Annotated in this window: 25 protein-coding genes; 11 read left to right on the plus strand and 14 right to left on the minus strand. The window is 69.3% G+C overall.

Features of this window, described 5'->3' with window-relative positions; translation table 11 throughout:
* Positions 1-20 precede the first annotated feature (20 nt).
* The 3 genes from IPG05_06970 to IPG05_06980 are packed head-to-tail and all read left to right on the plus strand — an operon-like array spanning position 21 to position 4,032.
* The gene (locus IPG05_06970; GenBank protein MBK6494830.1) at positions 21-701 is read left to right on the plus strand and encodes a response regulator transcription factor; all 681 of its coding nucleotides are present in this window, start codon (positions 21-23) and stop codon (positions 699-701) included.
* Complete coding sequence (locus tag IPG05_06975; GenBank protein MBK6494831.1) at positions 698-2,116, plus strand: HAMP domain-containing histidine kinase; 1,419 nt, start codon at positions 698-700, stop codon at positions 2,114-2,116. Before IPG05_06970 ends, IPG05_06975 begins: the two co-directional genes overlap by 4 nt.
* 8 nt (positions 2,117-2,124) lie before the next feature.
* Positions 2,125-4,032, plus strand: a complete 1,908-nt coding sequence (locus IPG05_06980) for a serine/threonine protein kinase (GenBank protein MBK6494832.1) — start codon at positions 2,125-2,127, stop codon at positions 4,030-4,032.
* Here IPG05_06980 and IPG05_06985 read toward each other — a convergent pair.
* The 6 genes from IPG05_06985 to IPG05_07010 are packed head-to-tail and all read right to left on the minus strand — an operon-like array spanning position 3,915 to position 8,532.
* On the minus strand, positions 3,915-4,565 hold the full coding sequence (locus tag IPG05_06985) for a phosphatase PAP2 family protein (protein ID MBK6494833.1): 651 nt from the start codon (positions 4,563-4,565) through the stop codon (positions 3,915-3,917). The genes IPG05_06980 and IPG05_06985 overlap by 118 nt on opposite strands.
* Positions 4,562-5,623, minus strand: coding sequence for a low specificity L-threonine aldolase (locus IPG05_06990; protein MBK6494834.1), 1,062 nt, complete (start codon positions 5,621-5,623; stop codon positions 4,562-4,564). Before IPG05_06990 ends, IPG05_06985 begins: the two co-directional genes overlap by 4 nt.
* Entirely contained in the window at positions 5,620-6,006 is a 387-nt protein-coding gene (locus IPG05_06995; protein MBK6494835.1) for a VOC family protein, read from the minus strand. Before IPG05_06995 ends, IPG05_06990 begins: the two co-directional genes overlap by 4 nt.
* Positions 6,003-6,950, minus strand: coding sequence for a tRNA epoxyqueuosine(34) reductase QueG (queG, locus tag IPG05_07000; protein ID MBK6494836.1), 948 nt, complete (start codon positions 6,948-6,950; stop codon positions 6,003-6,005). The genes IPG05_06995 and queG overlap by 4 nt, the downstream gene beginning before the upstream one ends.
* Positions 6,947-8,242: an NAD(P)/FAD-dependent oxidoreductase gene (locus IPG05_07005; protein ID MBK6494837.1), complete on the minus strand. Its 1,296-nt coding sequence runs from the start codon at positions 8,240-8,242 to the stop codon at positions 6,947-6,949. Before IPG05_07005 ends, queG begins: the two co-directional genes overlap by 4 nt.
* Entirely contained in the window at positions 8,242-8,532 is a 291-nt protein-coding gene (locus tag IPG05_07010; protein MBK6494838.1) for a hypothetical protein, read from the minus strand. The genes IPG05_07005 and IPG05_07010 overlap by 1 nt, the downstream gene beginning before the upstream one ends.
* A gap of 61 nt (positions 8,533-8,593) precedes the next feature.
* On the opposite strand from IPG05_07010, the gene IPG05_07015 reads away from it, so the two are divergent.
* The 6 genes from IPG05_07015 to IPG05_07040 all read left to right on the plus strand — a co-directional run bounded on the left by IPG05_07015 (position 8,594) and on the right by IPG05_07040 (position 15,635).
* Complete coding sequence (locus IPG05_07015; protein ID MBK6494839.1) at positions 8,594-9,736, plus strand: aminotransferase class V-fold PLP-dependent enzyme; 1,143 nt, start codon at positions 8,594-8,596, stop codon at positions 9,734-9,736.
* On the plus strand, positions 9,729-10,496 hold the full coding sequence (locus tag IPG05_07020) for a TIGR00730 family Rossman fold protein (protein ID MBK6494840.1): 768 nt from the start codon (positions 9,729-9,731) through the stop codon (positions 10,494-10,496). Before IPG05_07015 ends, IPG05_07020 begins: the two co-directional genes overlap by 8 nt.
* Before the next feature lie 65 nt (positions 10,497-10,561).
* The gene (locus tag IPG05_07025) at positions 10,562-12,001 is read left to right on the plus strand and encodes an MFS transporter (GenBank protein MBK6494841.1); all 1,440 of its coding nucleotides are present in this window, start codon (positions 10,562-10,564) and stop codon (positions 11,999-12,001) included.
* Between the two features lie 19 nt (positions 12,002-12,020).
* A complete protein-coding gene (locus IPG05_07030) occupies positions 12,021-13,688 on the plus strand; it encodes an NAD-dependent malic enzyme (protein MBK6494842.1) in 1,668 nt (555 codons plus the stop codon).
* A 25-nt stretch (positions 13,689-13,713) separates the two neighbouring features.
* Entirely contained in the window at positions 13,714-14,520 is an 807-nt protein-coding gene (locus IPG05_07035; protein MBK6494843.1) for a sulfite exporter TauE/SafE family protein, read from the plus strand.
* The gene (locus IPG05_07040) at positions 14,517-15,635 is read left to right on the plus strand and encodes a mandelate racemase/muconate lactonizing enzyme family protein (protein MBK6494844.1); all 1,119 of its coding nucleotides are present in this window, start codon (positions 14,517-14,519) and stop codon (positions 15,633-15,635) included. The genes IPG05_07035 and IPG05_07040 overlap by 4 nt, the downstream gene beginning before the upstream one ends.
* A gap of 9 nt (positions 15,636-15,644) precedes the next feature.
* Here the strand turns inward: IPG05_07040 and IPG05_07045 are convergent, their stop codons facing one another.
* The 3 genes from IPG05_07045 to IPG05_07055 form a co-directional block, all read right to left on the minus strand.
* Positions 15,645-15,932, minus strand: coding sequence for a metal-sensitive transcriptional regulator (locus IPG05_07045; protein MBK6494845.1), 288 nt, complete (start codon positions 15,930-15,932; stop codon positions 15,645-15,647).
* 127 nt (positions 15,933-16,059) lie between these two features.
* Positions 16,060-18,426 (minus strand): copper-translocating P-type ATPase, encoded by a 2,367-nt coding sequence (locus tag IPG05_07050; protein ID MBK6494846.1) that lies wholly within the window; start codon positions 18,424-18,426, stop codon positions 16,060-16,062.
* Entirely contained in the window at positions 18,410-18,637 is a 228-nt protein-coding gene (locus IPG05_07055; protein ID MBK6494847.1) for a heavy-metal-associated domain-containing protein, read from the minus strand. The genes IPG05_07050 and IPG05_07055 overlap by 17 nt, the downstream gene beginning before the upstream one ends.
* A 90-nt stretch (positions 18,638-18,727) precedes the next feature.
* On the opposite strand from IPG05_07055, the gene IPG05_07060 reads away from it, so the two are divergent.
* Positions 18,728-18,922, plus strand: coding sequence for a hypothetical protein (locus tag IPG05_07060; GenBank protein ID MBK6494848.1), 195 nt, complete (start codon positions 18,728-18,730; stop codon positions 18,920-18,922).
* 29 nt (positions 18,923-18,951) lie between these two features.
* The gene (locus IPG05_07065) at positions 18,952-19,749 is read left to right on the plus strand and encodes a GAF domain-containing protein (GenBank protein MBK6494849.1); all 798 of its coding nucleotides are present in this window, start codon (positions 18,952-18,954) and stop codon (positions 19,747-19,749) included.
* Positions 19,750-19,953: 204 nt separating this feature from the next.
* Here IPG05_07065 and IPG05_07070 read toward each other — a convergent pair whose 3' ends face one another.
* The 5 genes from IPG05_07070 to thyX form a co-directional block, all read right to left on the minus strand.
* Positions 19,954-22,179 (minus strand): TonB-dependent receptor, encoded by a 2,226-nt coding sequence (locus tag IPG05_07070; GenBank protein MBK6494850.1) that lies wholly within the window; start codon positions 22,177-22,179, stop codon positions 19,954-19,956.
* A gap of 97 nt (positions 22,180-22,276) precedes the next feature.
* Complete coding sequence (locus IPG05_07075; GenBank protein MBK6494851.1) at positions 22,277-22,612, minus strand: hypothetical protein; 336 nt, start codon at positions 22,610-22,612, stop codon at positions 22,277-22,279.
* Positions 22,612-24,201 (minus strand): GAF domain-containing protein, encoded by a 1,590-nt coding sequence (locus tag IPG05_07080; protein ID MBK6494852.1) that lies wholly within the window; start codon positions 24,199-24,201, stop codon positions 22,612-22,614. The genes IPG05_07075 and IPG05_07080 overlap by 1 nt, the downstream gene beginning before the upstream one ends.
* 2 nt (positions 24,202-24,203) lie before the next feature.
* Positions 24,204-24,455, minus strand: coding sequence for a hypothetical protein (locus tag IPG05_07085; GenBank protein ID MBK6494853.1), 252 nt, complete (start codon positions 24,453-24,455; stop codon positions 24,204-24,206).
* Between the two features lie 131 nt (positions 24,456-24,586).
* Positions 24,587-25,342 carry an FAD-dependent thymidylate synthase gene (thyX, locus tag IPG05_07090; GenBank protein ID MBK6494854.1) on the minus strand — a complete coding sequence of 252 codons (756 nt, stop codon included), beginning with the start codon at positions 25,340-25,342 and terminating at the stop codon, positions 24,587-24,589.
* Between the last annotated feature and the right edge of the window lie 66 nt (positions 25,343-25,408).

The following is a 25,408-nucleotide window of genomic DNA, read 5'->3' on the forward strand; positions in this document are numbered from 1 at the left end:
CGGGGCGGTATTAATTCAGGATGCGAGTCCTTCTGGTCGAAGATGAACGCCGGCTGGCCGATGCCACGGCCCGTGGCCTGCGCGGCCATGCCCATGCCGTGGATGTGGCGGGGAGCCTGGCCGAGGCGCGCCGCAAACTCGCGCTTGACCCGTACGACGCCATCGTGCTCGACCTGGGCCTCCCTGATGGACCGGGACTCGCCCTGGTGCAGGAACTGCGCGCCCAGGGCGATCCCACGCCAGTGCTGATTCTCACGGCGCGCGATGCCCTCGACGATCGCATCGCGGGGCTCGACAGCGGAGCCGACGACTACCTCGTGAAGCCGTTCGCGCTGGAGGAGTTGCTGGCGCGGCTGCGCGCGGTGGGGCGCCGCGCCGTCGCGGTGCGCCCTGACATCCTCACCATCGACACGCTCCGGCTCGATCCCGCCACCCAAGCCGGTGCTCGCGGAGAGCGTCCACTCGAGCTCACCACGACCGAGTTTGCGCTCCTGGCCTTCCTCGCGGGACATCCCGGTGAGGTCTGCTCCCGCGCCCGGATCGCGGCAAAGGTCTGGGACGAGAACTACGACCCGTTCTCGAACATCATCGATGTCTACGTCGCACGGCTCCGCCGGAAGGTCGATGGCGATGGCGACCGCCCGCTGCTGCACACGGTCCGCGGTGCGGGCTACGTCCTCGATCCGGACCGCACCGGATGAATGCCCCGTTGCGCTGGCGGCTCGCGCTGACGTTCACCGTGGGCCTGGCCCTGATGCTGTTCGTCGGGGCGGCCGTCTTTGCGGTCATCCTCGAACGGGCCTATCGCGAGGACTTCGACCGCGAACTGCTCGAGGTGGCCCACGCCGCCAGCGACCTCTATGCGATCGACCGCGAGGAGTATCCCACGCGCGACGAAGCGGTCTCGCACGTGGTGTCGGAACTGCTGCTCGGCGAACGCACCACGATCGCCTTCGACACCACCGGGCAACGCCTTGCCGTGTCGCGGCATCTGCCGGGCTCGCCGGACCTCGAGCACATCGACCCCTTCGCCACCCCGACGACGCCGATCGACATCACCACGGCCGGGCGCGACATGCGGGTCGTCGCCGTCCAGCTGCCGGATGGCGTGCGGCTGCTCGTGGGGCAGCCCAACGCCTCGTTCCGCGCGCGCATCGGCGTGTTACGCGTGAGCCTGGCGGTCGGCCTCCCCCTGCTGCTCCTGCTCGGCGGGGCGATCGGCGTGGTCCTGGCCCGCCCCGCCCTCAAGCCGGTGAACGCGGTGGCCACCGCCGCCGAGACGGCCGGCGAGGCGGTGTTGCGGGGCGATCCGCGATTGCCCCGACTCACCCCGCCCCGGGCCGACGACGAGGTCCGCCAGCTGACCGACGCCTTCAACGGGCTGCTCGATCAGTTGGAGACCGCCCTGGAGCGTGAGCGCGGCTTCGCCGAAATGCAGCGGGCCTTTCTGGCGGATGCCGCGCACGAATTGCGTACCCCGGCGGCGATCGTCCGCAGCGAGGCCGATGCGGCGCTCGCCGCCCCCGAGGATGTGGCCGGCGCGCGCGACGCGCTCCGCCGCGTTGCCGATGAAGCCGGGCGGATGGGGCAGCTGATCACCGACCTGCTGCTCCTGGCGCGCGGCGATGCCGATCGGCCGTTCGCCCAGGCGCCGCTCTATCTCGATGACCTCGCCGAGCAATCGCTGCGACGCATTCGCGCGCTCCCGATCGCGGCCGGGCGCGAGGTCCGCCTCGGCCCCTTCGAGGCCACTGCGGTCCTGGGCGATCCCCCGCTGCTCGAGCGCGCCATCGTCGCCCTGCTCGAGAACGCGCTGGTGCACGGCGGTGCCGGTCTCATCGAACTCGGCGTCGCACCGCACGAGGGCCACGCGATCCTCTCGGTGCGAGACCACGGCGACGGCGTGCCGATGGAGGCGCGCGAACGGATCTTCTCGCGCTTCGCACGACTCGACACCGATCGCCCGGGAACCGGCCTGGGGCTGGCCATCGCACGACTCATCGCGACCCGGCATGGTGGCAGCCTGCACGTCGAGGAAGCGCACCCCGGAGCCCGCTTCGTGATGACGCTCCCGATCGCGCCACGCGGCGACACCATTGTCGGCTCCACGCCGTAGAGCGCGCCATGCCTTCCCCTGACGCCCTCTTCTTCGCCCTGCAGGCGGCCGTGGCGGGCCGCTATTCCCTCGAGCGCGAACTCGGCCGCGGCGGCATGGGCGTGGTCTACCTGGCGCGCGACGTCCAGCTCGACCGCCCCGTCGCCCTCAAGCTGTTGCCACCCGAACAGGCGGCACTCCCCGACCGACGCGCCCGTTTCCTCCGCGAGGCCCGACTGGCGGCGCGGCTCGCGCATCCGAACATCGTCCCGATCCACGCCGTCGAAGAGGTGGGCGCGTTCGTCTTCTTCGCGATGCGTTATGTCCCCGGCGAATCCCTCGGCGATCGGCTGCGGCGCGAGGGGCGGCTCGCGCCACAGGTCGCCGGGCCGATCCTGCGCGACGTGGCCTACGCGCTGGCGTACGCCCACGCGCAGGACGTCGTGCACCGCGACATCAAGCCCGACAACATCCTCCTCGACGTCGACGGTACCCGCGCCCTGGTGACCGACTTCGGCATCGCTGTCCTGCGCGACGACGCCCACGAGGCAGGCCGCATCGTCGGCACGCCGGAGTACGTCGCGCCGGAACAGGTCGCCGGCGAGGCGGTCGACGGGCGGAGCGACCTCTATGCCCTCGGCGCGATGGGCTTCCACGCCCTCTCGGGGCGTCCGCCGTTCCACGGCACCGTCGCCGAGCTGATCAATCAGCACCTGACCGCTCCACCGCCACCACTCCTTTCGGTGGTGCCGGAACTGCGGCCGGCCCTCGCGGCCGCCATCGACCGCGCCCTCGCCAAGCGCCCCGACGACCGCTTTCCCACCGCCGAGGCAATGGCCGAAGCGCTCGAGCCGCCCCGCGCGCTCACGCAGGACCTGCCGGTGCCGGTGCGCGTCTGGGTCGAGCGCGGCCGCGAACTCAAGGCGATCTACCTCATCTGGTCGATCTTCTTCTACGGGGCCGGGACGCTCGCCTACGTGATCACCTCGGAACTGCCCGCCGCTTCGGCCGTCGCCCGGGTGCTGATGATCCTCTGCGGGATGGCGACGCTCTTCCCATGGGTGGGCCATGGCGTCTGGCGCATCCACGAAACGCGGCGCGCGCTGGAGGCCGGCGTCACACTCGATGAGCTGCGCCACGGCCTCGACGTGGCCCTGGCACGACGCGAGGAAGAGTTGCGGTACGAGGTGGCGCGCCCGATCCACTGGATTCCGAAGCTGGTGCGTGCCGGCACCTACGCCGCCTTCACCGGAGCGATGGCCGCACTGGTCTACGGCGTCTTCTTCACGACGACGAGCAACGAAGCGGGTGGCGCCTTCGGGATGTTCAACCTCGCGACCATGGGCGTGCTCGCCGGTTCCTTCTTCGGGCTGATCTTTCCGGGGCGCCGCGTGCGGCCCACCGATCCGTTCGCCCGGCTGCGGCGCTGGATGTGGAACGGCCCGTTCGGCAACGTGATGACCAAGCTCTCCGGGATCGGGCTGCGCCGCGCGCCGCGCGCGGGCTGGGCCGAGTGGCGCCCCACGGAAGTGGCGCTCGGCAGTGCCACGGAGACGCTGTTCATGGCGCTCCCCGACGGCGTGCGCAGTGCTTTCGCCGACCTGCCCCAGGTCGTGAACCGTCTCGAACGCGAGGCCGAACACGCGCGCCAGCAGGTGGCGGCCGGGGCCGAGGGCGCGTGGGCAGCCCGGCTGCAGGAATCCGTCGCGGCGATCGACACGCTGCGAATCGGGTTGCTGCGGATGTCGGCGGGGCGGGTCGAGGCGGGATCGCTCACCGCCGACCTGGAGGCGGCGCGCGAGCTGGCCGAGCGGATGGGCTACCTGCTGGAGGCGAGCGACGACGTCGCGTCGCTGCTCGATGCCTCCGGCACCTCACTCCAGAGCAGCAACCACGCGTTGCCGAGGAAGAGCGCACCGACCACGTCGCTGGGATAGTGGACGCCCAGGTAGACGCGGGAGAGGGCAATCATCGGAGGGATGGTGAATGCGGCGGCGAGCAGCACGCGGCGTGCGCCGGCGTGCCGCACCGACTTCGCGAGCAGGAGCAGGCCGAAGCCGTAAATGACCGGCGCCAGCATCGCGTGGCCGCTCGGGTAGGAGTACCAGCCGGCATCCGCGAGCCGCTCGATGATGCGCGGCCGCTCGCGATGAAAGAGCGGCTTGGCGATGGCGTACACCACTTCGGCCGAGAGCGCGGCGAAGACGTAGCGCTTGGCGCAGCGCGGTCGCCCAAGCCGCCAGAGCGCCCAGGCCGCCATGAGTGCCAGCGGCACCTCGACCAGCCCATTGCCGATGAAGGTGAAGAAGAGCATCAGCTCGGTGCGGCCGGGAGTCCGGTGCGCCTCGAACCACCGGAGCAGTGACTCGTCGAACGGGAGCGTCCGCTCCAGCACCACGAGCACCGACAGCACCACGAAGACGCCGAGAAGCGCCAGCGTGGTGGGAGTGAACGACCGACGTTCAATCATCGATGATCGATGGTCGATGATCGATGGTCGAGCATCGCCGCTGCGATCGCCGTCACAAATTCATCCACGTTCTCCGGCTGCGTCGCCCAGCTCGCCATCAGGCGCACTTCGCCGCTGGTCTCATTCCAGACGTAGAAGTGGAAGCGCTCCTGCAGCGCCGCCGTCACGGCGGTCGGCAGCACCGCGAAGACCGCGTTCGCCTCGACCGGCTGGGTGATGGTGACGCCCGCGATTCCGCGAAGCCCCGCCTCGAGCCGTCCTGCCATCGCGTTGGCGTGCCGCGCGTTCTCCAGCCACACCTCGCCCTCGGCCAAGGCCAGGAACTGTGCCGACTGGAAGCGCATCTTCGACGCCAGTTGCGCGGACTGCTTGCGCAGAAAGGGCAATTCGGCCGCCAGCGCCGGATCGAAGACCAGCACCGCCTCGGCGTTGATGCCACCATTCTTGGTCGCGCCAAAGGAGAGGACATCGACGCCCGCGTCCCGCGCGAAGGCGCGCATCGGCACGCCAAGGGTGGCGGCGGCGTTGGCGATCCGCGCGCCGTCCATGTGCACCCGCAGCCCCAGCTCGTGCGCCACGCCACACAGCTCCGTGAGGTGTGCCACCGAGTACGCGGTGCCGTACTCGGTGGTCTGCGTCAGCGAGAGCACGTGCGGCTGCACGGCGTGCTCGTTGCCGATGCCGCGGACCGCGCCGCGCAGCTGGGCCGGCGTGAGGCGCGCGTCGGGTGACGGCAAATCCAGCAGCTTGCAGCCGGTGAGCAGTTCCGGCGCGCCGCACTCATCCACCTGAATGTGCGAATGTTGCGTGCAGAGCACCGCGTGGTACGGCCGGGTCAGCGCGCGCAGCGACACCACATTCGCGCCGGTGCCATTCCAGACCGGGAAGACCGCGGTGTCACCGCCGAACTGGTCGCGGAACCATGCCACCGCCTTCGCCGTCCATGCATCGGCGCCGTAGGCGTGGGCCGGGCCGTGGTTGGCCGCGGCCATCGCCTCGAGGACGGCAGGATGCGCCGGGGCGGTGTTGTCGGAGGCAAACTCGCGCGCCACGCTCATGCGGGTGGCCCCTCGGCCACGACCTGCGAGACGTTGTCTTCCCACAGCGCCATCACGTTGCCATCGGGGTCCTTCACCATCGCCATCATCCCGAAGCCCTGCTGCGCCGGCTCCGCAAGGAAGGTCACCCCCTCCGCGAGCAGCTTCGACGACAGCGCGAGGAGATCATCGACCTCGAAGGTGAGCCCGGTGTGACGCCCCACCATCGCCTTGGCATCGGGATGCTGTGCCGGATGCACGCCGACGTGCGGCGCGCTCTCGAGCAACTCGAAGCCGAAGGAGCCCTGCTTCCCGACCGGGAGCCCCAATTGCTGGTTGTAGAACTTCAGCGCCTTGTCGATGTCGTGGACGAAGATCGCGATGGAGTGGAGCGTGACACTCATGACTCGGCATCCTGACGGCCCGCCGTGGCGTGCCGCACGTTGCGGCGCATCCGGACCAGACCGGGACGCGCCAGGGGAGAATCGGCATAGCGCCGGGTGAATTCCGCGTCGTCGAGGGCGTCGAACGCGGCGGGATCACGACGGTCGGGGTGCGGGCGGCGACGAAAGTCGGCAATCGTCGTCGGTTCCGCAAATTTCTCGTTCCAGGGGCAGACGCTGTTGCAGATGTCGCAGCCGAACGCCCACTCCGCCCACCGTCCATCGAGCTCGGGGGGCGGATCGGGCTTGTACTCGATGCTCAGGTACGAGAGGCAGCGTGTGGCGTCGAGGACGCGCGGGGCCACGATCGCCTCGGTGGGACAGGCATCGAGGCAGCGGGTGCAGCTGCCACAGCGATCGGTGTCGACCGCAGCGTCCGCGGGAATGACCAGATCGGTGAAGACCGAGCCGATGAAGGTCCACGAGCCGAGCCGCGGGTTGATGAGCATGGTGTTCTTGCCGATCCAGCCGAGGCCGGCGCGTTCGGCCAGTTCACGCTCGGGGACCGGTCCGTCATCGACCCACGCACTGGTGAAGCTGGCCCCGCGACTGATCAGCCACTCCTTCAGCGCCAACAAGCGGCCGAGCGTCACCAGGTGATAGTCGGTGCCGCGCGCGTAGGACGCCACCTTGAAGGCATCGCCCGGCTGCGGCTGTTCGTCGGGGGCCGCGGCGTAGTTGTCGAGCACCATCACCGCGGTGCGCGCCTCGGGGTGAATCGTCGCCGGCTGCTTCCGCTTCTTCGCCTGCCGATGGAGATAGCGCATGGTGCCGGCACGGCCGCTGGCAAGCCACGCATCGAGAGCATCGGCGCGGCGGCTCGGCTCCAGCGACGCCACGCCGCACGCGACGAAGCCGAGACGCGCCGCCTCGGCCTGCACCTCGGCAAGCGTGGGAGGCGTCACCGACGCCCCGGTACTCGCGCGGCGTATTCCGCCGTTTCGCCGGTGATGAGGCGGGCACCAGGCGCATAGCGCACGTACGACCACATCCATTCCAGCAACACCATCACCCGGTTGCGGAACGAGACGAGGAAGAAGATGTGCACGAAGGCCCACACCATCCACGCCGTCACGCCGGCGAAGGTGAGCTTGCCGAGATCGGCGACGGCATGACCGCGGCCGATCACAGCGAGTTGCCCCTTGTCCCAGTAGGAGAAGGGGATGCGCGCCTTGCCGGCGAGATCGTGCTTGATCGCGGCGGCGGCGTACTGCCCCATCTGGATCGCCACCGGACAGACGCCGGGGAGCGGGCCGCTCTGCCCCGCCTGATGCAGGAACGCGGCGGCATCACCCAGCACGAAGAGCTCCGGATGGCCGGGCACCGTACAGTCCGGCTCGACGAGGGCGCGTCCCTGGCTGTCGAGCGGCCCACCGAGGGTCTTGAGCAACGGCGAGGCCTGATTGCCGGCGGCCCAGACCACGGTCGTCGTCGGGATCACCCAGCCGGCGGCCTCGACGGAGGCGGCGGTGATGCCGGTCACCAGCGTGTTCTCGCGCACTTCGACGCCGAGTGCCCGGAGGTCGGCCTTGGCGCGTGCCGAGAGCGCGGGGGGATAGGAGGGCAACAGACGCGGTCCGCCCTCGACCAGCATCACCGTGGCCTCGCGTGGATCGATATGCCGGAAGTCGCGCGAGAGTGCAAAGCGGCGAATCTCGGCGATCGCCCCGGCCATCTCGACGCCCGTTGGCCCGCCGCCGATCACCACGAAGGTCAGGTACTGGTGGCGCTTGGCGGGATCGGGCTCGCGCTCGGCACGCTCGAAGGCGATCAGGATCCGCCGTCGGATGTCGAGTGCGTCCTCGACGCTCTTGAGTCCCGGGGCAAAGCGCTCCCACTCGGTGTGGCCGAAGTAGGAGTGGCGGGCGCCCGTGGCCACCACGCAGTAGTCGTACGCCAGCTGCGTCCCGACATCGAGGTGCACGACGCGCGCGTCAGCGTCGACGCGGGTGACCTCGGCGAGCAGCACCTCGACATTGGCCTGGTTGCGGAGGATCGAGCGGATCGGGGCGGCAATGTCCTTGGGTGAGAGCGCCGCCGCCGCGACCTGATAGAGCATCGGCTGGAAGAGGTGGTGATTCCGCCGATCGACCAGCGTCACCTGCACGTCGGCGCGCGCGAGCCCCCGGGCCAGATACAGCCCGGCAAAGCCGCCGCCGATCACGACGACATGCGGACGCGCGGTGGTCTCAGGCATCAACAGCCCATCGTCTCCCGACGCCACCGGGCGAAGCGCACCACGTCTTCCGCTGGGGGTACCGCCGACTCGTCTCCATAGGCGGTGTACATCCGCCAACGGAGATAGGTCCCATCGGGGACGGGGAGGAAGGGGGCCTGCCGCCACCACTCGCGGCGCCGGAAGGCCCACCCGGTCCGCAGGAGGTCGATCGCGGTGCGCGGCGAGGTCAGCGCGCGGACGGTCAGCGCCCCGAACAGCGCGGACCAGGAACCGCGATACCGGGGGTCGGGGGCGTGAGGCTCGGCCATGCCCGGAATATACCGGCGCGGCGGGTCGGAGATCGACCCGAGGGGCCTATATTGCAGACCAATGACCATGGCCGCCCCCCTCTCGCACCCCCTGGTGAGCTGGCGCTCCGAATTCCCGATTCTCGAGCGGACCACCTACCTCAATTCCTGCTCGCTCGGGGCGCTCTCACGCGCCTCCCGCCGCCGGATCGAGGCCCATCTGGACCAGTGGGAACTCCGCGGCGCCGCCAACTGGTACGAGACCTGGTGGGGCGACCTCGCGGAACTCCGCGGCCGGCTGGCGACCCTGATCGGCGCGAGCTCCGGTGAGATCGCCCTGCACCCCTCGATGTCGAGCATCCTTGGCGTGGTCGCCTCGGCGCTCGACACCAGCACCAGGCGGCGCGTCGTGACCACCGCCCTCGACTTTCCGACGGTGCCCTATCAGTGGCTCCCCAGGGACGTCGACCTCGTGATCCTCGAGAGCCCCGACGGGATCTCGGTGCCGGTGGAAGCCTTCGAGGCAGCGGTCAACGACCAGACCGCGCTGGTGATCACGTCGCACGTCTATTTCACCAGCGGCGCCATCCAGGACATCGCGGCCATCGCCGAGGTCGCGGCGCGGCATGGCGCGCTGTCGTTCATCGACGGCTACCATGGCGTGGGGCAGCTGCCACTCGATGTGCGAGCCGCCGGCGTGGACTTCTATGCCTCGGGTGGGCTCAAGTGGATGCTCGGTGGCACGGGGATCACCTTCCTCTACGCCCGCGCCGAGACGACCCACGACCTCGCACCACTGGCCAGCGGCTGGTTTGCGCACCGTGATCAGTTCGCCTTCGATCCGCGCCACTTCACGCCGCACGACGATGCCCGCCGCTTCGAAACGGGAACGCCGCCGCTATTGCCGGTGGTCACCCAGCTCGGTGGTCTCGACGTGCTTGAGGCCGCCGGTCCCGGGGCCATCCGGGCGGTGACGTCCGCACTGACCGAAGACCTGATCGACGCGGCACGCGCGATGGGACTCGCTCCCAAGGTCGCGGCGACCGCCGCACGGCGCAGCGGGATCGTCATGCTGCCGAGCGAGGAGCCGCGGCGGGATGTGGCACGGCTGGCTGATGCCGGCTTCATCGTGGATGCGCGGCCGGGCCATGTCCGTGTCTCCCCGTACTTCTACAACGTCGCCGATGACCATCGCGCGATGCTGGAGGCGTTCCGGAATGTCTGAGAGCCAAGCCACGAGCCATCCCAAGCAGCTGCTCGACCCGAAGGGCCCGCGCAAGCCGACGCAGGACGAGAACCTCCTCAACATCCCGCTCGACGAGGCGACCCTCAAGATCCGGCGCTCCTCCGACTCGTGGCGGGTGCTGCGCATTCTCGGCGAGTTCGTCTGGGGCTTCGAGAACCTCCAGTCGGTGGCGGGCGGCGTCTCGATCTTCGGCTCGGCGCGGACCAAGCCCGATCATCCGATGTATCTCGCCGCCGAAGAAACGGCGCGACTCTTCGCCAAGGCCGGCGTCCCGGTGATCACCGGCGGCGGTCCCGGCATCATGGAGGCCGCCAACAAGGGCGCCTTCGAGGCGGAGGGGATCTCGATCGGATGCAACATCGAGCTTCCGCACGAACAGCGCGTCAACCCGTACCTCACCTCGTCGCTCGACTTCAAGTTCTTCTTCGTCCGCAAGACGATGTTCGTCAAGTATGCCATCGGCTTCGTCGTCTTCCCGGGCGGCTTCGGCACGCTCGACGAGCTGTTCGAGTCGCTGACGCTCATCCAGACCGGCAAGGTCACCGACTTCCCGGTGGTGCTCTTCGGCACGGAGTATTGGCGCGGGATGGTGGACTGGATCCATCAGCGGATGGTGGACGATGGCTACATCTCGACCCCGGAGCTTCGCCTCTTCACCGTCACCGACGACCCGCAGGTGGTGGTGAAGACGATCATGGATGCGCGCGACCGGCTCGGCATCACGGCGGTGGAGTTCTGAACACCGAGGAGCAGGCCATCGCGACCCGCCGCTCGAATTCCTGGGCGGCGCTTGCGCTCTTGGCGGTGATCAACCTGCTCAACTATCTCGACCGCAACGTGATCTTCGCGTTGTTCGAGCCGATCAAGCGCGACCTCATGCTCACCGACACCCAGCTCGGCTGGCTCGGGTCGGCGTACATCCTTGTCTTCTCGATCGCCGCGCTGCCGCTGGGCGTGCTCAGCGACCTGCGCAGTCGGAAGACCGTCATCGCCGGCGGCGTGGCCGTCTGGAGCGCCTTCACCGCCCTCGGCGGCCTGGTGCGATCGTTCTGGCAGCTCTTCATCTGTCGCGCTGCCGTCGGCATCGGCGAGGCGGCGTTCGGGCCGGCAGCGTCCTCGATGGTCGCCGACTACTTCCCCGGAAAGAAGCGGCCCGTCGCGATGGCGATTCTCTCCGCCGGGATCCCGGTGGGCGGCGTCCTCGGCCTGCTGCTCGGCGGCTGGCTCGAGAGCATCTACGGCTGGCGCGTCGCCTTCATGGCCGTCGGGCTCCCGGGTTTCCTCTGTGCGGTGTTGGTGACGCGGCTGGTCGACCCGACCCGGACCGAGATGCCGATGACGTTCCGGTCGTTCATGGCGGAGCTCGAGATCGGCGTGCGCGGCTTCATCCGGCAGTTCCTCGCGCTGATCGTGCTCACCACCGCCGGACTCATCGCCGCGTGGATCCTCACGATCCGCTACGGCGCCGACTCCAAGGCCGACGCCGCGGTGCTGGCCGGCGCGGTGGCGATCGGCCTCGCGCTGACGATCTACCGCTGGGTGCGCCTGGTGCGCAGCGACCGCCGCGAGGAGACGCCGTTCACGCCCGAACTCGAGAGCGCGGTCGACGACCTCGTCCACGCCGGGCGATTGGTGCTGGCCACCCCCACGCTGGTCTACGTCTTCCTGGCAGGAGCGGCGATTTCCTTCGGGATGAACGGGATTGTCGGCTGGGGACCCACCTACATGACGCGGACGTTCACGCTGACGTCGGCGGAAGGCGCGGCGCTGCTGGGGAAGTGGGGCCTCCTCTCCGGCACGCTCGGGGCGTTGGCGGGCGGCTTCATCGCGGAATACCTGTCGAAGTTCACCAACCGGGCGCGGGTGATCACCGTCTCGCTCGGCCTGGTGATCGGCGGGCCGCTGGCGATCTGGCTGATGACGGTCCGCGACCTCGACACCTTCATTCCGATCTTCGTGGTCGCCTTTTTCTGCCTCTCGTGGTACAACGGACCGATGGCCGCAGTCATCTTTGATGTCGTGCCGGCCCGGATCGGCGCCACCGTGATCGGTGCCTATCTCCTGTTCATCCATCTGGCGGGCGACGCGATTGCGTTGCCGCTGATCGGAGCCCTGTCGGATCGTTTTGGCCTGGACCGCGCCGTGCTGTTGCTCCCGACGGTTGCGTTGATCGGTGGTGTGGTGATGCTGGGAGCCCTCCGCACGGTGACCCGCGACATGCAGCGGGTGGCGGGTGCGGATTGACCCACGGCCTGGAGTTCTGATGTCCCCGCTTTCTGCACTTCGTGGTTACGACCTGCTCCGCGACCCGCACCTCAATCGCGGCAGCGCCTTCACGCTCGACGAGCGCGACACCTATGGTTTGCATGGCCTGCTGCCGGCGCGCGTCTTCACGCTCGAGGAGCAGGTTCAGCGAACGCTGCTCAACCTGCGCCGCACCGCGACGCCGCTCGGCCGGTACATCACGTTGGCCCGGCTCATGGATCGCAACCAGACGGTGTACTACCGTGCGCTGATCGACCACATCAGCGAGCTGATGCCGATCGTCTATACGCCCACCGTCGGCGAGGCCTGCGAGCACTTTGGCGAGATCTTCGGCCGGCCCCGGGGGCTCTATGTGACGGCGCGCGATCGCGGCCGGATCCGCGAAGTGCTGGCGAACTGGCCGACGCGCGAGGTCGAGGTGTTGGTCGTGACCGATGGCGAGCGGATTCTCGGGCTCGGCGACCTCGGCGCCCAGGGGATGGGCATCCCGCTCGGCAAGCTGGCGCTCTACACCGCCTGCGCCGGCATCGACCCGACCCGCTGCCTCCCGGTGATGCTCGATGTCGGCACCGAGAATGTCGAGCTGCGCGAGTCGACGTTTTACCCAGGCATTCCGGAACCGCGGCTCCGCGGCGAGGCGTATGCGGATCTGGCGGAGGAGTTCGTCGACGCGGTGCGCGAGGTCTTCCCGAATGCGCTGCTCCAGTGGGAGGACTTCGCCACGGACAACGCCTTCCGCCTGCTCGCCGCGCACCGCAACCGGATCCGTTCCTTCAACGACGACATCCAGGGCACCGCCGCGGTCACGCTCGCCGGCCTCTACTCGGCGTGTCGTGCGCTCGGTGGGGCGCTTCGCGATCAGCAGGTGCTCTTCTATGGTGCCGGCGCGGCCGCCACCGGGATCGGCGAACTGATCGTGAAGGCGATGCGGGAGGACGGGCTGACCGAGGCCGAGGCCCGGCGGCGTTGCTGGTTCCTCGACTCAAAGGGACTGGTGGTGGCGTCACGCGGCGACCTGCAGGCGCACAAGGTGCCGTTCGCGCATGACCATCCGCCGATTGCCACGCTTGAGGAGGCGGTCCGGACGCTCAAGCCGACGGCTTTGATCGGCGTGGCGGCACAGTCGCGCGCGTTCTCGGAGCCCGTGCTCACCGCGATGGCCGAGGTGACGGCACGCCCGATCATCTTCGCGCTGTCGAATCCGACCTCCAAGGCGGAGTGCACCTCGGAAGAGGCCTATCGCTGGACGGCCGGGCGCGCGCTGTTCGCCTCCGGCTCGCCGGCGGCGGCGGTCACTCTCGACGGAATGCACTTCGTCCCGCGCCAGGCCAACAACGTCTACATCTTCCCGGGCCTCGGGCTGGGCGTGGTGGCGACGCAGGCCACCGCGGTGAGCGACCGGATGTTCCTCGCCGCGGCCCGCGCGCTCGCCGGGACGGTCAGTGCGCACGACCTCGCGCAGGGTGCGCTCTTCCCGGCGCTCGAGAGCATTCGCGCCACCTCGGTGACGATCGCGGCCGCCGTGGTGCGCGTCGCCCTCGAGGAGCACCTCGCCACGGTGGAGGTGCCCACCGACATCGAGTCGTGGGTGGCCGACCGGATGTACCAACCGATCTACCCGACCATTCCCTCGGAACGCCGCAAGCCGGTCCTCGTGGGCAGCTGACCCCCAACCCCCTTCCGGAGTCGTGATGACCGCACCAGCCCCCACCACCGGCGCGCGCTCGTGGCCTGCCCTCCTCGGCCTTGGCTTCGCCACCGACTTCCTGGACACGCTGGGCATCGGGTCGTTCGCGACCACGACCGCCGTGCTCCGCCTCTTCCGGATCGTCGACGACGAGAACATCCCCGGCACCATGAATGTCGGCCACGCCATTCCGACCTTTCTCGAGTGTGCCATCTTCATCGTCCTGCTGGGTGGCCTGATCGACATGCCGACCATCGTCAGCATGGTGCTGGCCGGCGGTATCGGGGCATGGTTCGGTACGGGGATCGTGGTGCACTGGCCGCGCCGCACCATTCAGCGGGCCATGGCGATCGCGCTGATCGTCACCGCCGGCTTCATGGCGACCCGACTGCTGATGAGCCTCTCCCTGAGTGAGGGCACGATCGGCCTGACCGGCATCGCGCTGGGGATCGCGGTCTTCGGCTCGCTGATCATCGGCTCGCTCACCTCGCTCGGCATCGGCAACTACGCGCCGACGATGGCGATGACCTACATGCTTGGGATGAACTCCAAGGCCGTCTTCCCGATCATGGCGGCCTCGGCCTCGCTGATCTTGCCGGCTGCCGCGCTCCGTTTCTACAAGTCGGGGCGCTTCGACAAGCGCGTCGCGACCGGACTCGCCATCGGCGGCATCCCGGGCGTGCTGGTGGCGGCCTACCTGGTGAAGGAGCTGCCACTCACGATGGTGAAGTGGGTCGTGGTGGTGGTGCTGCTCTACACGGCCGCCACGCTCTTCCGTTCCTCGCAGGCGCCAGTGGAGAAGACCGCGTGAAGATCACCGCGATTCGTGCCTATCAGGTCGACCTCCCCCTCCACGAGGGGAGCTACAAGTGGTCGGGCGGCAATTCGGTCTCGGTCTTCGATTCGACCATCGTCGCCGTCGAGACCGACGCGGGACTGACCGGCTGGGGCGAGATCTGTCCGCTCGGGCCGGCCTACCTGCCGGCGTATGCGCGCGGGGCGCGGGCGGGGATCGCCGAGCTGGCGCCGCAACTGCTGGGTGCCGACCCGCTGGCGTTGGGTGAGTTGAATGAACGGATGGACTCGGCGATGCGCGGCCACCCGTACGTCAAGTCGGCGATCGACATGGCGTGCTGGGACCTCCTCGGCAAGGCGAGCAACTTGGCCGTGGCGACGCTGATGGGCGGGCACGTCGGCGAGGACTTCGCGCTCTACCGCGCCATTTCGCAGGAATCGCCGGCGCAGATGGCGAAGAAGATCGGGAAGTATCGGAAGGAAGGGTATCGCAAGTTCCAGCTCAAGGTCGGCGGCGATCCGGACACGGACATCGAGCGGATCAAGGCGGCGGCCGCCGTGCTCCAGCGCGGCGATGTCCTCATCGCCGACGCCAACACCGGCTGGACGCAGCATGCGGCAGTGCGGGTGGCCGATGCCGTGCGCGACGTGGACGTGTACATCGAGCAGCCGTGCATGACCTACGAGCAGTGCCTCGCGGTGCGGCGCCTCACCTCCCGGCCGTTCGTGCTCGACGAAGTGGTGGATGGCATCGACATGGTGGTGCGCGGCATCAACGACCACGCGATGGACGTCATCAACCTGAAGATCTCGAAGGTTGGCGGCCTCACGCGCGCGCGGCAGATCCGCGACCTCTGCGTCTCGCTCGGCATCGCGATGACGATCGAGGACACCTGGGGCGGCGACATCACCACGGCGGCGATCGCCCACCTGGCGCACAGCACACCGGAGCGCTTCCTCTTCTCGTCGACCGACTTCAACTCGTACGTCACCGTCGCCTTCGCCGACGGCGCGCCGCAGCGGAACCACGGGCGGCTGGCCGCGTCACGCGCGCCGGGCCTCGGCGTCAAGCCGATCATGAAGGTGCTCGGGAAGCCGGTGTTGGAGGTGGGGAAGGCGGGGAAGCGTTAGGCGTCTCCCCTACCCCTTCCCCCACAGCTCCACCAGCTCCGCCACCACGCGCTCCGCCTCCTCCGGCTTGCCCGAGCGGATCGCGTCGGTGGCGCAGTGCGTCAGGTGGTTCTGCAGCAGCATCCGCCCCACGCCGCGCAACGCTTCCTGCACCGAGGCGATCTGCACCAGGACGTCGGCACAGTAGCGCTCCTCGTCCACCATCTTCTGCAGCCCGCGCACCTGGCCCTCGATGCGGCGCAGGCGCTTGGCGAGGGCGTCTTTGGTGTCGGGGGGGAGATGGGAAGCGTGGCGCATGCGGGGGACTCCGAGAAATGGGATGATCGATGATCGATCATCGATGATCGATGGCACAGATGAACGGTTAGCACGCAATGGCTCGACTTGGCGATCGATCATCGATCATCGACCATCGATCATCGACTCACGGAACCCACCGTTTCAATCGGAGGCTATTGCTCACCACACTCACGCTGCTCAACGCCATGCTGGCACTGGCGAGGATCGGCGACAGCAGCAGCCCGAAGCGGGGGTAGAGGACGCCGGCGGCGATCGGGATGCCGATGACGTTGTAGATGAAGGCCCAGAAGAGGTTCTGGTGCATCGTCTTCATGGTGCGGCGCGAGAGCGCGATCGCATCGGCCACGCCACCGAGATCGGCACGCATGAGCGCCACGTCGGCGGCCTCGACCGCGATGTCGGTGCCGCCACCCATCGCGATGCCGACATCGGCACGGGCCAGCGCCGGCGCGTCGTTGATGCCATCGCCCACCATCGCGACCACGGCACCTGCCGCCTGCCGACGCGCCACTTCCGCCACCTTGCCATCCGGCAGCACCTCGGCGACGACATCGCTGATGCCCACCTCGTGGCCAATGGCCACCGCCGTCGCGCGGCGATCACCACTCAGCAAGACCACGTCGAGCCCGAGGGCCCGCAGCCGCGTGACGGCCTGGGCCGAGGTGGCGCGGAGCGGATCGGCCACGGCAATCAGGGCCACCAGCGCGCCATCGACCGCCGCAAAGATCGGCGTCCGACCCAGCGCCGCGAGGCGCGCGGCCTCATGATCGAGCGGTGCGGTCGGCACGCTCCAGTCGGCGAGCAACGCGCTCGTCCCCACCACCACCGCATGGCCGTCGGCAACGCCGCTCGCCCCGGCCCCGGTCACCGACTGGAAACTCTCGACCATCGGCACCGGCGCGCCGCGCGCACCCGCTGCGCGGACAATCGCCGCGGCGAGCGGATGCTGCGACGACGCCTCCACTGCGGCGATCAGCCCCAGCGCGGTCGATTCGTCGAACGGACTCCCCGGCGCCAGCACCACGTCGGTGACGCTCGGCGCCCCCTCGGTGATGGTGCCGGTCTTGTCCAGAATCACGGTGGTGATGTCACCCGCCCGCTGCAGCGCCTCGCCCCCCTTGATCAGCAGCCCGAGCTCGGCGCCCTTCCCCGTCGCCACCATCACGGCGGTCGGCACCGCGAGGCCCATCGCGCAGGGGCAGGCGATGATCAGCACCGCCACGCCCGCCGCGATGCCGCGCACGGCACCGCCTTCGCCGCCCACCAGTGCCCAGGTGATCGCGGTCAGCAACGCCAGGATCATCACCACCGGGACGAAGATGCCGCTGATGCGGTCGGCCAGCGCCTGAATCGGCGCGCGCGAGCCCTGCGCGTCGCGCATCAACTGGACGATCCGCGCCAGCAACGACTCGGCGCCGAGGGTGGTGGCGCGCACGCGGAGCGCGCCGGTGCCGTTCATGGTGCCGCCGATCACGCGGGCCCCTGCCTGCTTCATCACCGGGAGTGACTCGCCGGTCAGCATCGACTCATCGACCGCGCTCTCGCCGCCGATCACCTCGCCATCGACCGCGACGCGCTCACCCGGGCGCACCACGATCACGTCGCCGTGCCGCACCGCCTCGATCGGGACATCGACCTCGCCCTCATCCCGCACCACCCGCGCCGTGGCGGGCTGCAGCGCGGCCAGCGACCGCAGCGCCGTGGCGGTGTTCCGCTTGGCACGCGCCTCGAGGGCGTTGCCCGCCAGCACGAAGGCGATGATCAGCACCACCGCTTCGTAGTACACGTCGGCGGGGATGCCGCGACTCAGGAAGAGGTCGGGCGCGATGGTCGCCACGAGCGAGTAGAGAAACGCCGCGCCGGTACCGACGGCGACGAGCGTGTTCATGTCGGCCGCGCCGTGCCGGAGCGCCGCCCACGCACGCGTGTAGAAGTGGCGGCCAGCCCACCCCATCACCACCAGGGTGAGGCCGAGCAGTCCCCACGAGAGGATCGGCTTCGGGATGGCATACGCCCACGGCATCACGCGCTGCAACGCTGGCGTGAGTGTAGTCATTGCCCAGGTCATGAAGGGGTCGACCACGAGGCCGTGCTCATGCTCGCCGCCGGCCATCAACGGCATCGACGCGACCATCGCGACGACGCCTGCGCCCAACGCGAAGCCCGCCTTCCGGCGCAGCGTGGCGTACTCGGCCTGCAGCGTCTCGTCGCGATCGGTCGTCGCGGCAATCGCGCCTTGATCGGGCGCTGGCAGGGAGGCGTCATAGCCCGTCGCCTGGACGAGCGCGACCAGCCGCTCAGGCGTCACCTGCGCCGGGTCGAACTGCACCGCGGCGTTCGCCATCATCAGGTTCACCGATGCCGAGGCGACCCCCGGCTCGCGCTCGAGGGCCCGCTGGACTCGGGCCTGGCAGGCCGCGCAGGTCATCCCCTCGACCGTGAGGGTGACCGCGTCGGCATGAGGCGCCAGCGCCTCAGTCGTGGTGGGCATCCACCACGGTCGCGGTGGCGTGGTAGCCGGCGTCGGTGACCAGATGGGCCAACGCCTCACCCGTGGGGCCGTCCGGCGCGACCTGCACCACGGCCCGCCCCATCTGCACCGTCGTGATCTCTGCGCCCGCAACACCCGTCAACGCCTGCTGCACGGCCCGCAGACAGTGTCCGCAGGTCATGCCTTCGATGTGCAAAGTGACCGTCGCCATCCGACCGCTCCTTGAGTGGGACCCTACAAAGATAACATAGGGGTGGGGGGTATAGCAAGAGGTCGCGTGCGTGGCACACCCCGTGCACCTTTGGCCACCCTTATGGACGCCGACGACACCCAGCCCTCCGACGCACTCGTTCCGGTCCTGACCTGGCCGGGGCGCCGCCCGTCGTTGGCAGACCTCGGGACGTGGCACGAGGCGCTGACCAATACCGTCGCCGGGCTCGTCGCCGCCGACATCGTCGCGCTCTGGCTCTACCCTCTCCGCGGGGCGCCGTCCTGATTGGGCCGAGCGGCCTCTCGGCGGAACGGATGCCGCCGCCGCCTGCCGAACCGCTGGTCTCGCAGGAGGGGCTGTACGCCCTCGAGGATCGCCTCCGCGCCGCCGGCTATTCGTCGGTGCTGGCGGTGCCGATCCGCGCCGAGATGCAGGACGTCGGGTTGCTGCTGATCGGATCGCTCCGGAACGACGCGCACACTCTCGCCGACCTCCGCCTCCTGCACCGCACTGCGGCCCAGCTCGCCACCGCCTGTCGCCGACTCGCCGCCTTCTCGTGGGTGGTGCCCGGGCCGGTCGCCGACGAGCGCAGCGCGATCATCGCCAACGTCACCGAGGGCGTCCTCGAAGCGATCGGCCGCGCCCGCGAGGGTGGCGACCTGGTGCAGCTCGTCTCCGATGCGCTCAGCAATCAGGTGCCCCACGACCGCTGCGAACTGATCGCGGTCGCCCCCGCCCCCGATTGCTGGGCGCTGCTGAGCAGCAGCCGCTCCACCAGTGGCCGGATCACGCTCGACGCCGAGACCACCGATGCGGTCGACGCGCTGGTCTTCCACCTCGGCTCGCGCTCCGTCGCACGGATTCCCGACCTCCGCTTCAGCGAGACGCCGTGGCCCTCGCTTCCGGGGAGCCATCCCCATCGCGTCCGCTCGCTGGTAGCCGCCCGCCTCGACATCGGCGACGAGTTCGTCGGCTGGCTCTGCCTCGGCAGCGAAACCCCCGCCTGGTTCCGCCAAGAGGACGAAGCGGTGGCACAGCTGGCCGCGCGGATTCTGGCCGCGCGGGTGGCCGGGTGGACGGCGAAGGCGGAGTTGCGGGGGGCGTGGCGGTAGGGGTCTTAGGTCGTAAGTCGTAGGTCATAGGTCGTAAGTCGTAGGTCCTTTGGGGTGTCATCCTGAGCGAAGCGACGGCGAAGCCGGCGCGAAGTCGAAGGACCTGTGATGGCCAAGGTCCTTCGACTGCGTCCGCTTCGCGGACTTCGCTCAGGATGACAAGGCGGGGCGACTTACGACCTACGACTTACGACCTACGACTCTTCAGAAGTCGAATCCCACCCGCACACTCACATTCCGCCCCGGATCATCCGCGTACGCCTTGTACCGGCTCAGGAACGCCCGGTACGACACATCGAAGAGATTGCGCACCTGCAAGTCCACCCGCAGCGTCTGGACGCCCACGCGAAGCTTGGCGCCGGCACTCACCGAAGCGAGCGTGTAGGCGTCCGGCGCCGTGTCCTCGGGATCGAGCCGCGTCTGCTTGGTGTTGTGCTCGGCGCCGAGCTCGAGGTAGGGCGCGGCGCTGCCCTGTCCCTCGTAGCGCACCCCACCGGTGACCCGCAGCGGCGCCACGAAGGCGAGCGGCTGGTTCGTCGTGGTGTTCTGCCCGCGGGTGTAGTCGCCACCGACGCGCAGGTGGAGCTGGTCGATCGGGTGGTATTCCACGGCGACTTCAACGCCCCGCAGCACCGCATCGCCCTGCGTGATGTCGTAGATCTGGAAGCCCGACTCCGGATCGTCGACGCCACTGGGGTTCGGGTAGATGTAGTTCGCGATCGCATTGCGAAAGACGCCGAACTCGCCCTGCACCGCGCTGCTCTGCACCCGGATGGCCAGGTCGACGTTGAGCGACGTCTCGTTCCCGAGGCCGGCGTTGCCGCGCTCGAAGCGCACCGTGCCCTCATGCACGCCATTCGAGAACAGCTCGAACGGTGACGGTGCGCGGAAGCCGCGCCCAAGGTTCGCGACCAGGACGATCGGCTCGTTGACGCGATAGAGCGCGCCGACGTTGCCCGTCACCGAGGAGTAGCGACGGCTCCCGGCGGTGAGCGCCAACGCGGCATCGGCCTCGTTGGTCAGCCGCCGATAGTCGTAGCGCGCACCGCCGGAGAACTGCCAGCGGCCGTGATCCACTTGCCCGAAACCGTAGACGCCGACATTGTCCGCGTTGTTGTTCGGAATCAGCGTCTCCTCGCCGGACTTCTCGAACGCGGTGTGCATCGCGGCGACCCCAAGGACGGTGGCGACGCCCCCCAGCGCCTGGTGCAGGTGGATGTTGGCGGTGCCGGTGGTCGAGAGGAGGCCGAGGGCCACATCCGTCGCGCCGGATTCCTCGAACTCGCGGCGCCGATTCCGCTCACCGCCGAGGTCGATGTCGAGTCGGCCACCACCGGGCGTTGCGAGGTTGCCGTTGATCGCGACGCGCGTCGACCCGATCCGCTGGAACGGCGTCGCAGTCGGATCTTCCGCAGGATCTTCGTGAATCTCGACGCGCTCCGCGCGGTGTGAGACGCTCGCCATCAGCGAGCCCCAGTCACCACGCACGCCGACCGACCCCGACCCCGCTTCCATCGAGAGGCCGGAATTGAAGAGTGCCCCCGAGGGCGTCATCACATCGCCCGACTGGCGCCCGGAGATGGTGCCCCGGAAGCCGACGATCCCGCTGGCGCCCTCGATCAGCAGGGAGCCGTCTGGCGCCTTCCCGTTGCCAGCGTAGCGGGCACTCGCGGTGCCGCGCAGCAGCGCGCCGCGTTCCTTCGCATCGGGGAGTTCGCGCTGGACGACGTTGATCACGCCGCCGAGCGCATCGGAGCCATAGAGCACGCTTGCCGGCCCGCGGATCACCTCGATCCGCTCGGCCGTCGCGGTCTCGACGTTCGGCGCATGCTCGTCGCCCCACTGCTGCGTCTCCATCCGCTGGCCGTTGTCGAGGATCAGCACGCGATTGCTGCTGAGCCCGCGGATCACCGGCTTGCCGATGCCGTTGCCGGTCGAGGAGTTGCGGAGCCCGGGCTGCAGTTCGAGCACGGCGCCGAGCGACGGTGCCTGCGCGGCGCTGAGCGCGTCCCCGTGCAGCACCGAGAGCGGTTGTGGCGACTCGAGCACCGACGTCCCGACCGGCGTCGCCGTGGTCTGGATGGTGGCGAGTTCCACCACCGTGGGCAGCAGCTTCGCCTCGAGGGTGGTCGTCGCGCCGGTCAGTGCGAGGCGATAGACGCGCGGCCGGAAGCCGATCGCCGCGATGGAGATACCGTACGTCCCCTCGGGGATGCCGCCGATCCGGAAGCGGCCTTCCGCATCGGTGGTCGTCGAGCGGTTGGCCTCGAGGACGGTGACGCGGGCGTCGACGATCGGTCGGCCGGTCGAATCGGTGACCCGACCGGCGAGAATGACGGCGACCGCGGCGCGGTCGATCGACCGGGGCAGCGGGCGGAGGGGCGCGACCGGTGCGGTCGCGAGGGATGCGAGCAAGAGCGGGAGGAACATGGTGCGCACTCCAATCCGGATGAGGATGATCCACAGAGACGATGGCACGACTCGCCGAGGGGCGAGATTCGCGACCGTCAGGTTGAGCGAGTGTGGGTCAGGCCTGGAGTGGTGGAGCGCGGGGACCGACGGGGATGCCGACCGCGAGGCGCACGGTGGGCGAACTTCCGGAGAAGCGCGAGCCGACGACGACATCGCCAAGCAGCGAGGCACTGGCGATGTCGAGGAAGCCGGCACCGGTGGACTGCAGCGTCTGGCCAAGGACGCAATCGCCGGCGTGACAACTGACGCCGGCCGCCTCGACGTGCACCGCCGCTTCCGGGCGATCCCGGTGGAAGAGCGCGGCGTCGATGAACGGCAGCCCGGCCATCCCGACCTGCAGGAGAATGGCGAGCCGGCCGAGCCAGTGCCCGAGACGACGCGAGGCGTGCATCAGAAGCCCGCTGCCGCGGCGCGCTTGGGCGGGCCGTCGACCGGGATCAGGAACCAGAAGGTGCTGCCCTTCCCGTAGATCGACTCGACGCCGATCTGGCCGCCGTGCAGCTCCACGAAGCGCTTGCAGAGCGCCAGCCCGAGGCCGGTGCCCTGGGCCGCGCGCGATGCGGAGGTGTCGACCTGCGAGAATTCCTGGAAGAGCTTGGACATGTCCTCGGCCTGGATGCCAACGCCCGAATCGGAGACCGAGATCCAGACGACATCCCGCGTGGACAGTTTCACCCGGTCCATCGCGCCCGCGCCGGCGGCGGCCGGCATCGGCGCCACGGTGCGCACCGCCGAGACGGTGATCCGCCCCCCTTCGCCGGTGAACTTCGAGGCGTTGGAGAGGAGGTTGAAGAGGACCTGCCGGACGCGCACGCCGTCGGCCAGCACGTCGAGCGTCGACCCCTCGGAGAGTTCGACGACACATTCCTGATTCTTCGCGGTGCGCAGCGAGGCGGTGTCGGTGATCGCGCCGTTGATGCAGTCGCGCACGTCGGTGCTCGCCAGCGAGAGCTCCATCCGACCCGCTTCGATCTTCGAGAGGTCGAGGACGTCGTTGATCAGCCCGAGCAGGTGGCGGCCGTTCCGGAGAATCGCCTCGAGGAAGTCCTTCTGCTGATCCTCGAGCGGACCGAGGCCCTCGGTGAGCAGCAGGTCGGAGAAGCCGATGATGGCGTTGAGCGGCGTCCGCAGCTCGTGCGACATGTTGGCGAGGAACTCGCTCTTCAGCTGCGTGGCGCGCTGGAGCTCCTTGTTCTTCGCCGCGAGCATTCGCTCGTTGCGGCGCAGCTCCTCGAGCACCGTGGTGCGGTCGAGGCCGAGCACGACCTGGTCGCCGAGGGTCTGCAGCAGCTGACGATCGTGATCCTCGAACGGCCGGCCATCCTTGCGGTTGTAGGCGCAGACCGCGCCGACGACGAGCCCGGCCGAGCGGAGCGGCACCATCGCCGCCGAGATGAGCCGGCCCGCCAACTGCTCGTGGGGATGGTTGCGCGGGTCCTGCTCCATGTCGTCGACAAGGAGCGCGGTGTCCTCGGAAATCACGATGCCCACGAGCGACTGCTCCATCGGCACCAGCGACCCGACCGCCGGGAGGAGCGGCCCGGAGCCCGCGACCACCTTGGCGAAGCGGCCTTCCTCGACGACCAGCATGATCGCGCCACCCTCGGCGCCGAGCAGGTCGGCGGCGGCCTGCGCCACCTGACGATTCAGCGTCGCGAGATCATTGCCGGCGAGCAGTGCCGCGGCCAGGTCGCGAAGGCGCTCCAGCTCGCCGTTGCGGCGGGCCGCGGCAGCCAGCGCCCGCGAGAGGGAATTCTTCTGGTGTTCAGCGAGGACCCGCCCACGGCGCACGGTGAGCAGCGCGAGGAACGAGGCGACGGCCGCGGCAGCCATGCCGCTGTCGTAGTGCTTCGATGCCAACAGCGCGACCGAGATCCAGCCGCTGACGAGCGCGGAGAGGACCAACGGCCCGGTGGTGAAGAGCCGCTCATGCCACTTCCGCGCGGCGGCGGGACGTTTGGTGGGTACTTGCGGCGGCACGCTCAGGCGACCTCATCGCCGAGCGCAACCACATCGGCGGCGACGTCCTCGAGGATCTCGCCGAATACCGTGGTGCCGTCGGCCAGCATCGCGCGCAGGTAGGGGCGGCACATCCCGCACTGGTCGCCGCAGCCGGTCTCGTCCATGATGGCCTGGAGGGTCCAGCCGTTGGCGCGCGCGACCGGGAGCAGCTGCGCAAAGAGGAGCCGCTGGCAGACGCAGCGATCAATCCGGACGGCGGGACGCCAATTCACCCGCGGAGGGTCCCCAGCCTGACGGCTACGGCCGGGCCGATCCCGGCGCGGGTCTCCTGGGCATGCGCTGTGATGGACATTCCGGAAATCTACGGAGATCCGGGGCGGGATGCGAGGCACCGCCCCCTCGACTAGACCTTGTGGTAGACCACCCGGCCGGCGCGCTCCCCGTCCTCCGCCTGATAGAGCTCGAAATCGGCGAAGAACCGCGGGGCCTCCTTCCGGAGCGTCTCGAGGACCCGGACGGCGAGCCGCCGGATCTCCCGCTCGGCGCCCTCGCCGAGGCGCAATTCCAGCATGGTCCGCCAGGCCCGGACGTTCCCGCTCACGACGATCTTGGTCTCGGTGCCGTTCGGCAGGACCGAACGCGCCGCCTCGCGCGCCATCTTCCGCCGATGCACCCGATCCTCGACCCAGGCGTAGCGCTCCATCAGGCGGTCCACCGCCGCGACGTAGCTGGCCTGCGCCGCCGTCATCTGCTCGGACCAGGCGGCCTCGAGGGACTCATCTCCCTGGATCGCCGGCGGCATCACGAAGGCGGCCGTCGATTCGTCGACATAGCGCTGCGAGAGCTGGGAATAGCCGAAACCGGCCCGATGGCGCACCAGCTCGTGGGTCAACGACCGCGACACGCCCTCGATCAGCACCACGTAGACCGCGTGCTCGAAGACCGAACCGTGCCCCGCGCGGAGGATGTTGCCGAGGTACTCCGCCGTGCTGCGCCCCGCCGGGTTGCTCTGGCTCATGTAGCAGAGCCGGCCGGCGAATTCGGCGATCTTCTCGCCGTCGGTCCCCTCCTCCTTCCACTGCACGGGGAGGTGCGCCGGCTCGACGAACTGCGGGCGGCCAATGAGGGTGACGACGGGATCGCGGTAGATGGTCAGCATGGGAGTCAGCGCCGGTAGAGGGTCGGGGAGATCGGCAAAATGTAGTCGAATCGAGGTGAGGGGTGA

It is taken from the genome of Gemmatimonadota bacterium (assembly GCA_016704275.1).
In the GTDB taxonomy this organism is placed as follows: Bacteria; Gemmatimonadota; Gemmatimonadetes; order Gemmatimonadales; family GWC2-71-9; genus Palsa-1233.

Bases quoted from the DNA above. Each gene is read 5' to 3' on its own strand.
- IPG05_06970 (MBK6494830.1), top strand. From the start codon at position 21: ATGCGAGTCCTTCTGGTCGAAGATGAACGCCGGCTGGCCGATGCCACG.
- IPG05_06975 (MBK6494831.1), top strand. From the start codon at position 698: ATGAATGCCCCGTTGCGCTGGCGGCTCGCGCTGACGTTCACCGTGGGC.
- IPG05_06980 (MBK6494832.1), top strand. From the start codon at position 2,125: ATGCCTTCCCCTGACGCCCTCTTCTTCGCCCTGCAGGCGGCCGTGGCG.
- IPG05_06985 (MBK6494833.1), bottom strand. From the start codon at position 4,565: ATGATTGAACGTCGGTCGTTCACTCCCACCACGCTGGCGCTTCTCGGC.
- IPG05_06990 (MBK6494834.1), bottom strand. From the start codon at position 5,623: ATGAGCGTGGCGCGCGAGTTTGCCTCCGACAACACCGCCCCGGCGCAT.
- IPG05_06995 (MBK6494835.1), bottom strand. From the start codon at position 6,006: ATGAGTGTCACGCTCCACTCCATCGCGATCTTCGTCCACGACATCGAC.
- IPG05_07005 (MBK6494837.1), bottom strand. From the start codon at position 8,242: ATGCCTGAGACCACCGCGCGTCCGCATGTCGTCGTGATCGGCGGCGGC.
- IPG05_07010 (MBK6494838.1), bottom strand. From the start codon at position 8,532: ATGGCCGAGCCTCACGCCCCCGACCCCCGGTATCGCGGTTCCTGGTCC.
- IPG05_07015 (MBK6494839.1), top strand. From the start codon at position 8,594: ATGACCATGGCCGCCCCCCTCTCGCACCCCCTGGTGAGCTGGCGCTCC.
- IPG05_07020 (MBK6494840.1), top strand. From the start codon at position 9,729: ATGTCTGAGAGCCAAGCCACGAGCCATCCCAAGCAGCTGCTCGACCCG.
- IPG05_07030 (MBK6494842.1), top strand. From the start codon at position 12,021: ATGTCCCCGCTTTCTGCACTTCGTGGTTACGACCTGCTCCGCGACCCG.
- IPG05_07035 (MBK6494843.1), top strand. From the start codon at position 13,714: ATGACCGCACCAGCCCCCACCACCGGCGCGCGCTCGTGGCCTGCCCTC.
- IPG05_07045 (MBK6494845.1), bottom strand. From the start codon at position 15,932: ATGCGCCACGCTTCCCATCTCCCCCCCGACACCAAAGACGCCCTCGCC.
- IPG05_07050 (MBK6494846.1), bottom strand. From the start codon at position 18,426: ATGCCCACCACGACTGAGGCGCTGGCGCCTCATGCCGACGCGGTCACC.
- IPG05_07055 (MBK6494847.1), bottom strand. From the start codon at position 18,637: ATGGCGACGGTCACTTTGCACATCGAAGGCATGACCTGCGGACACTGT.
- IPG05_07065 (MBK6494849.1), top strand. From the start codon at position 18,952: ATGCCGCCGCCGCCTGCCGAACCGCTGGTCTCGCAGGAGGGGCTGTAC.
- IPG05_07070 (MBK6494850.1), bottom strand. From the start codon at position 22,179: ATGTTCCTCCCGCTCTTGCTCGCATCCCTCGCGACCGCACCGGTCGCG.
- IPG05_07075 (MBK6494851.1), bottom strand. From the start codon at position 22,612: ATGCACGCCTCGCGTCGTCTCGGGCACTGGCTCGGCCGGCTCGCCATT.
- thyX (MBK6494854.1), bottom strand. From the start codon at position 25,342: ATGCTGACCATCTACCGCGATCCCGTCGTCACCCTCATTGGCCGCCCG.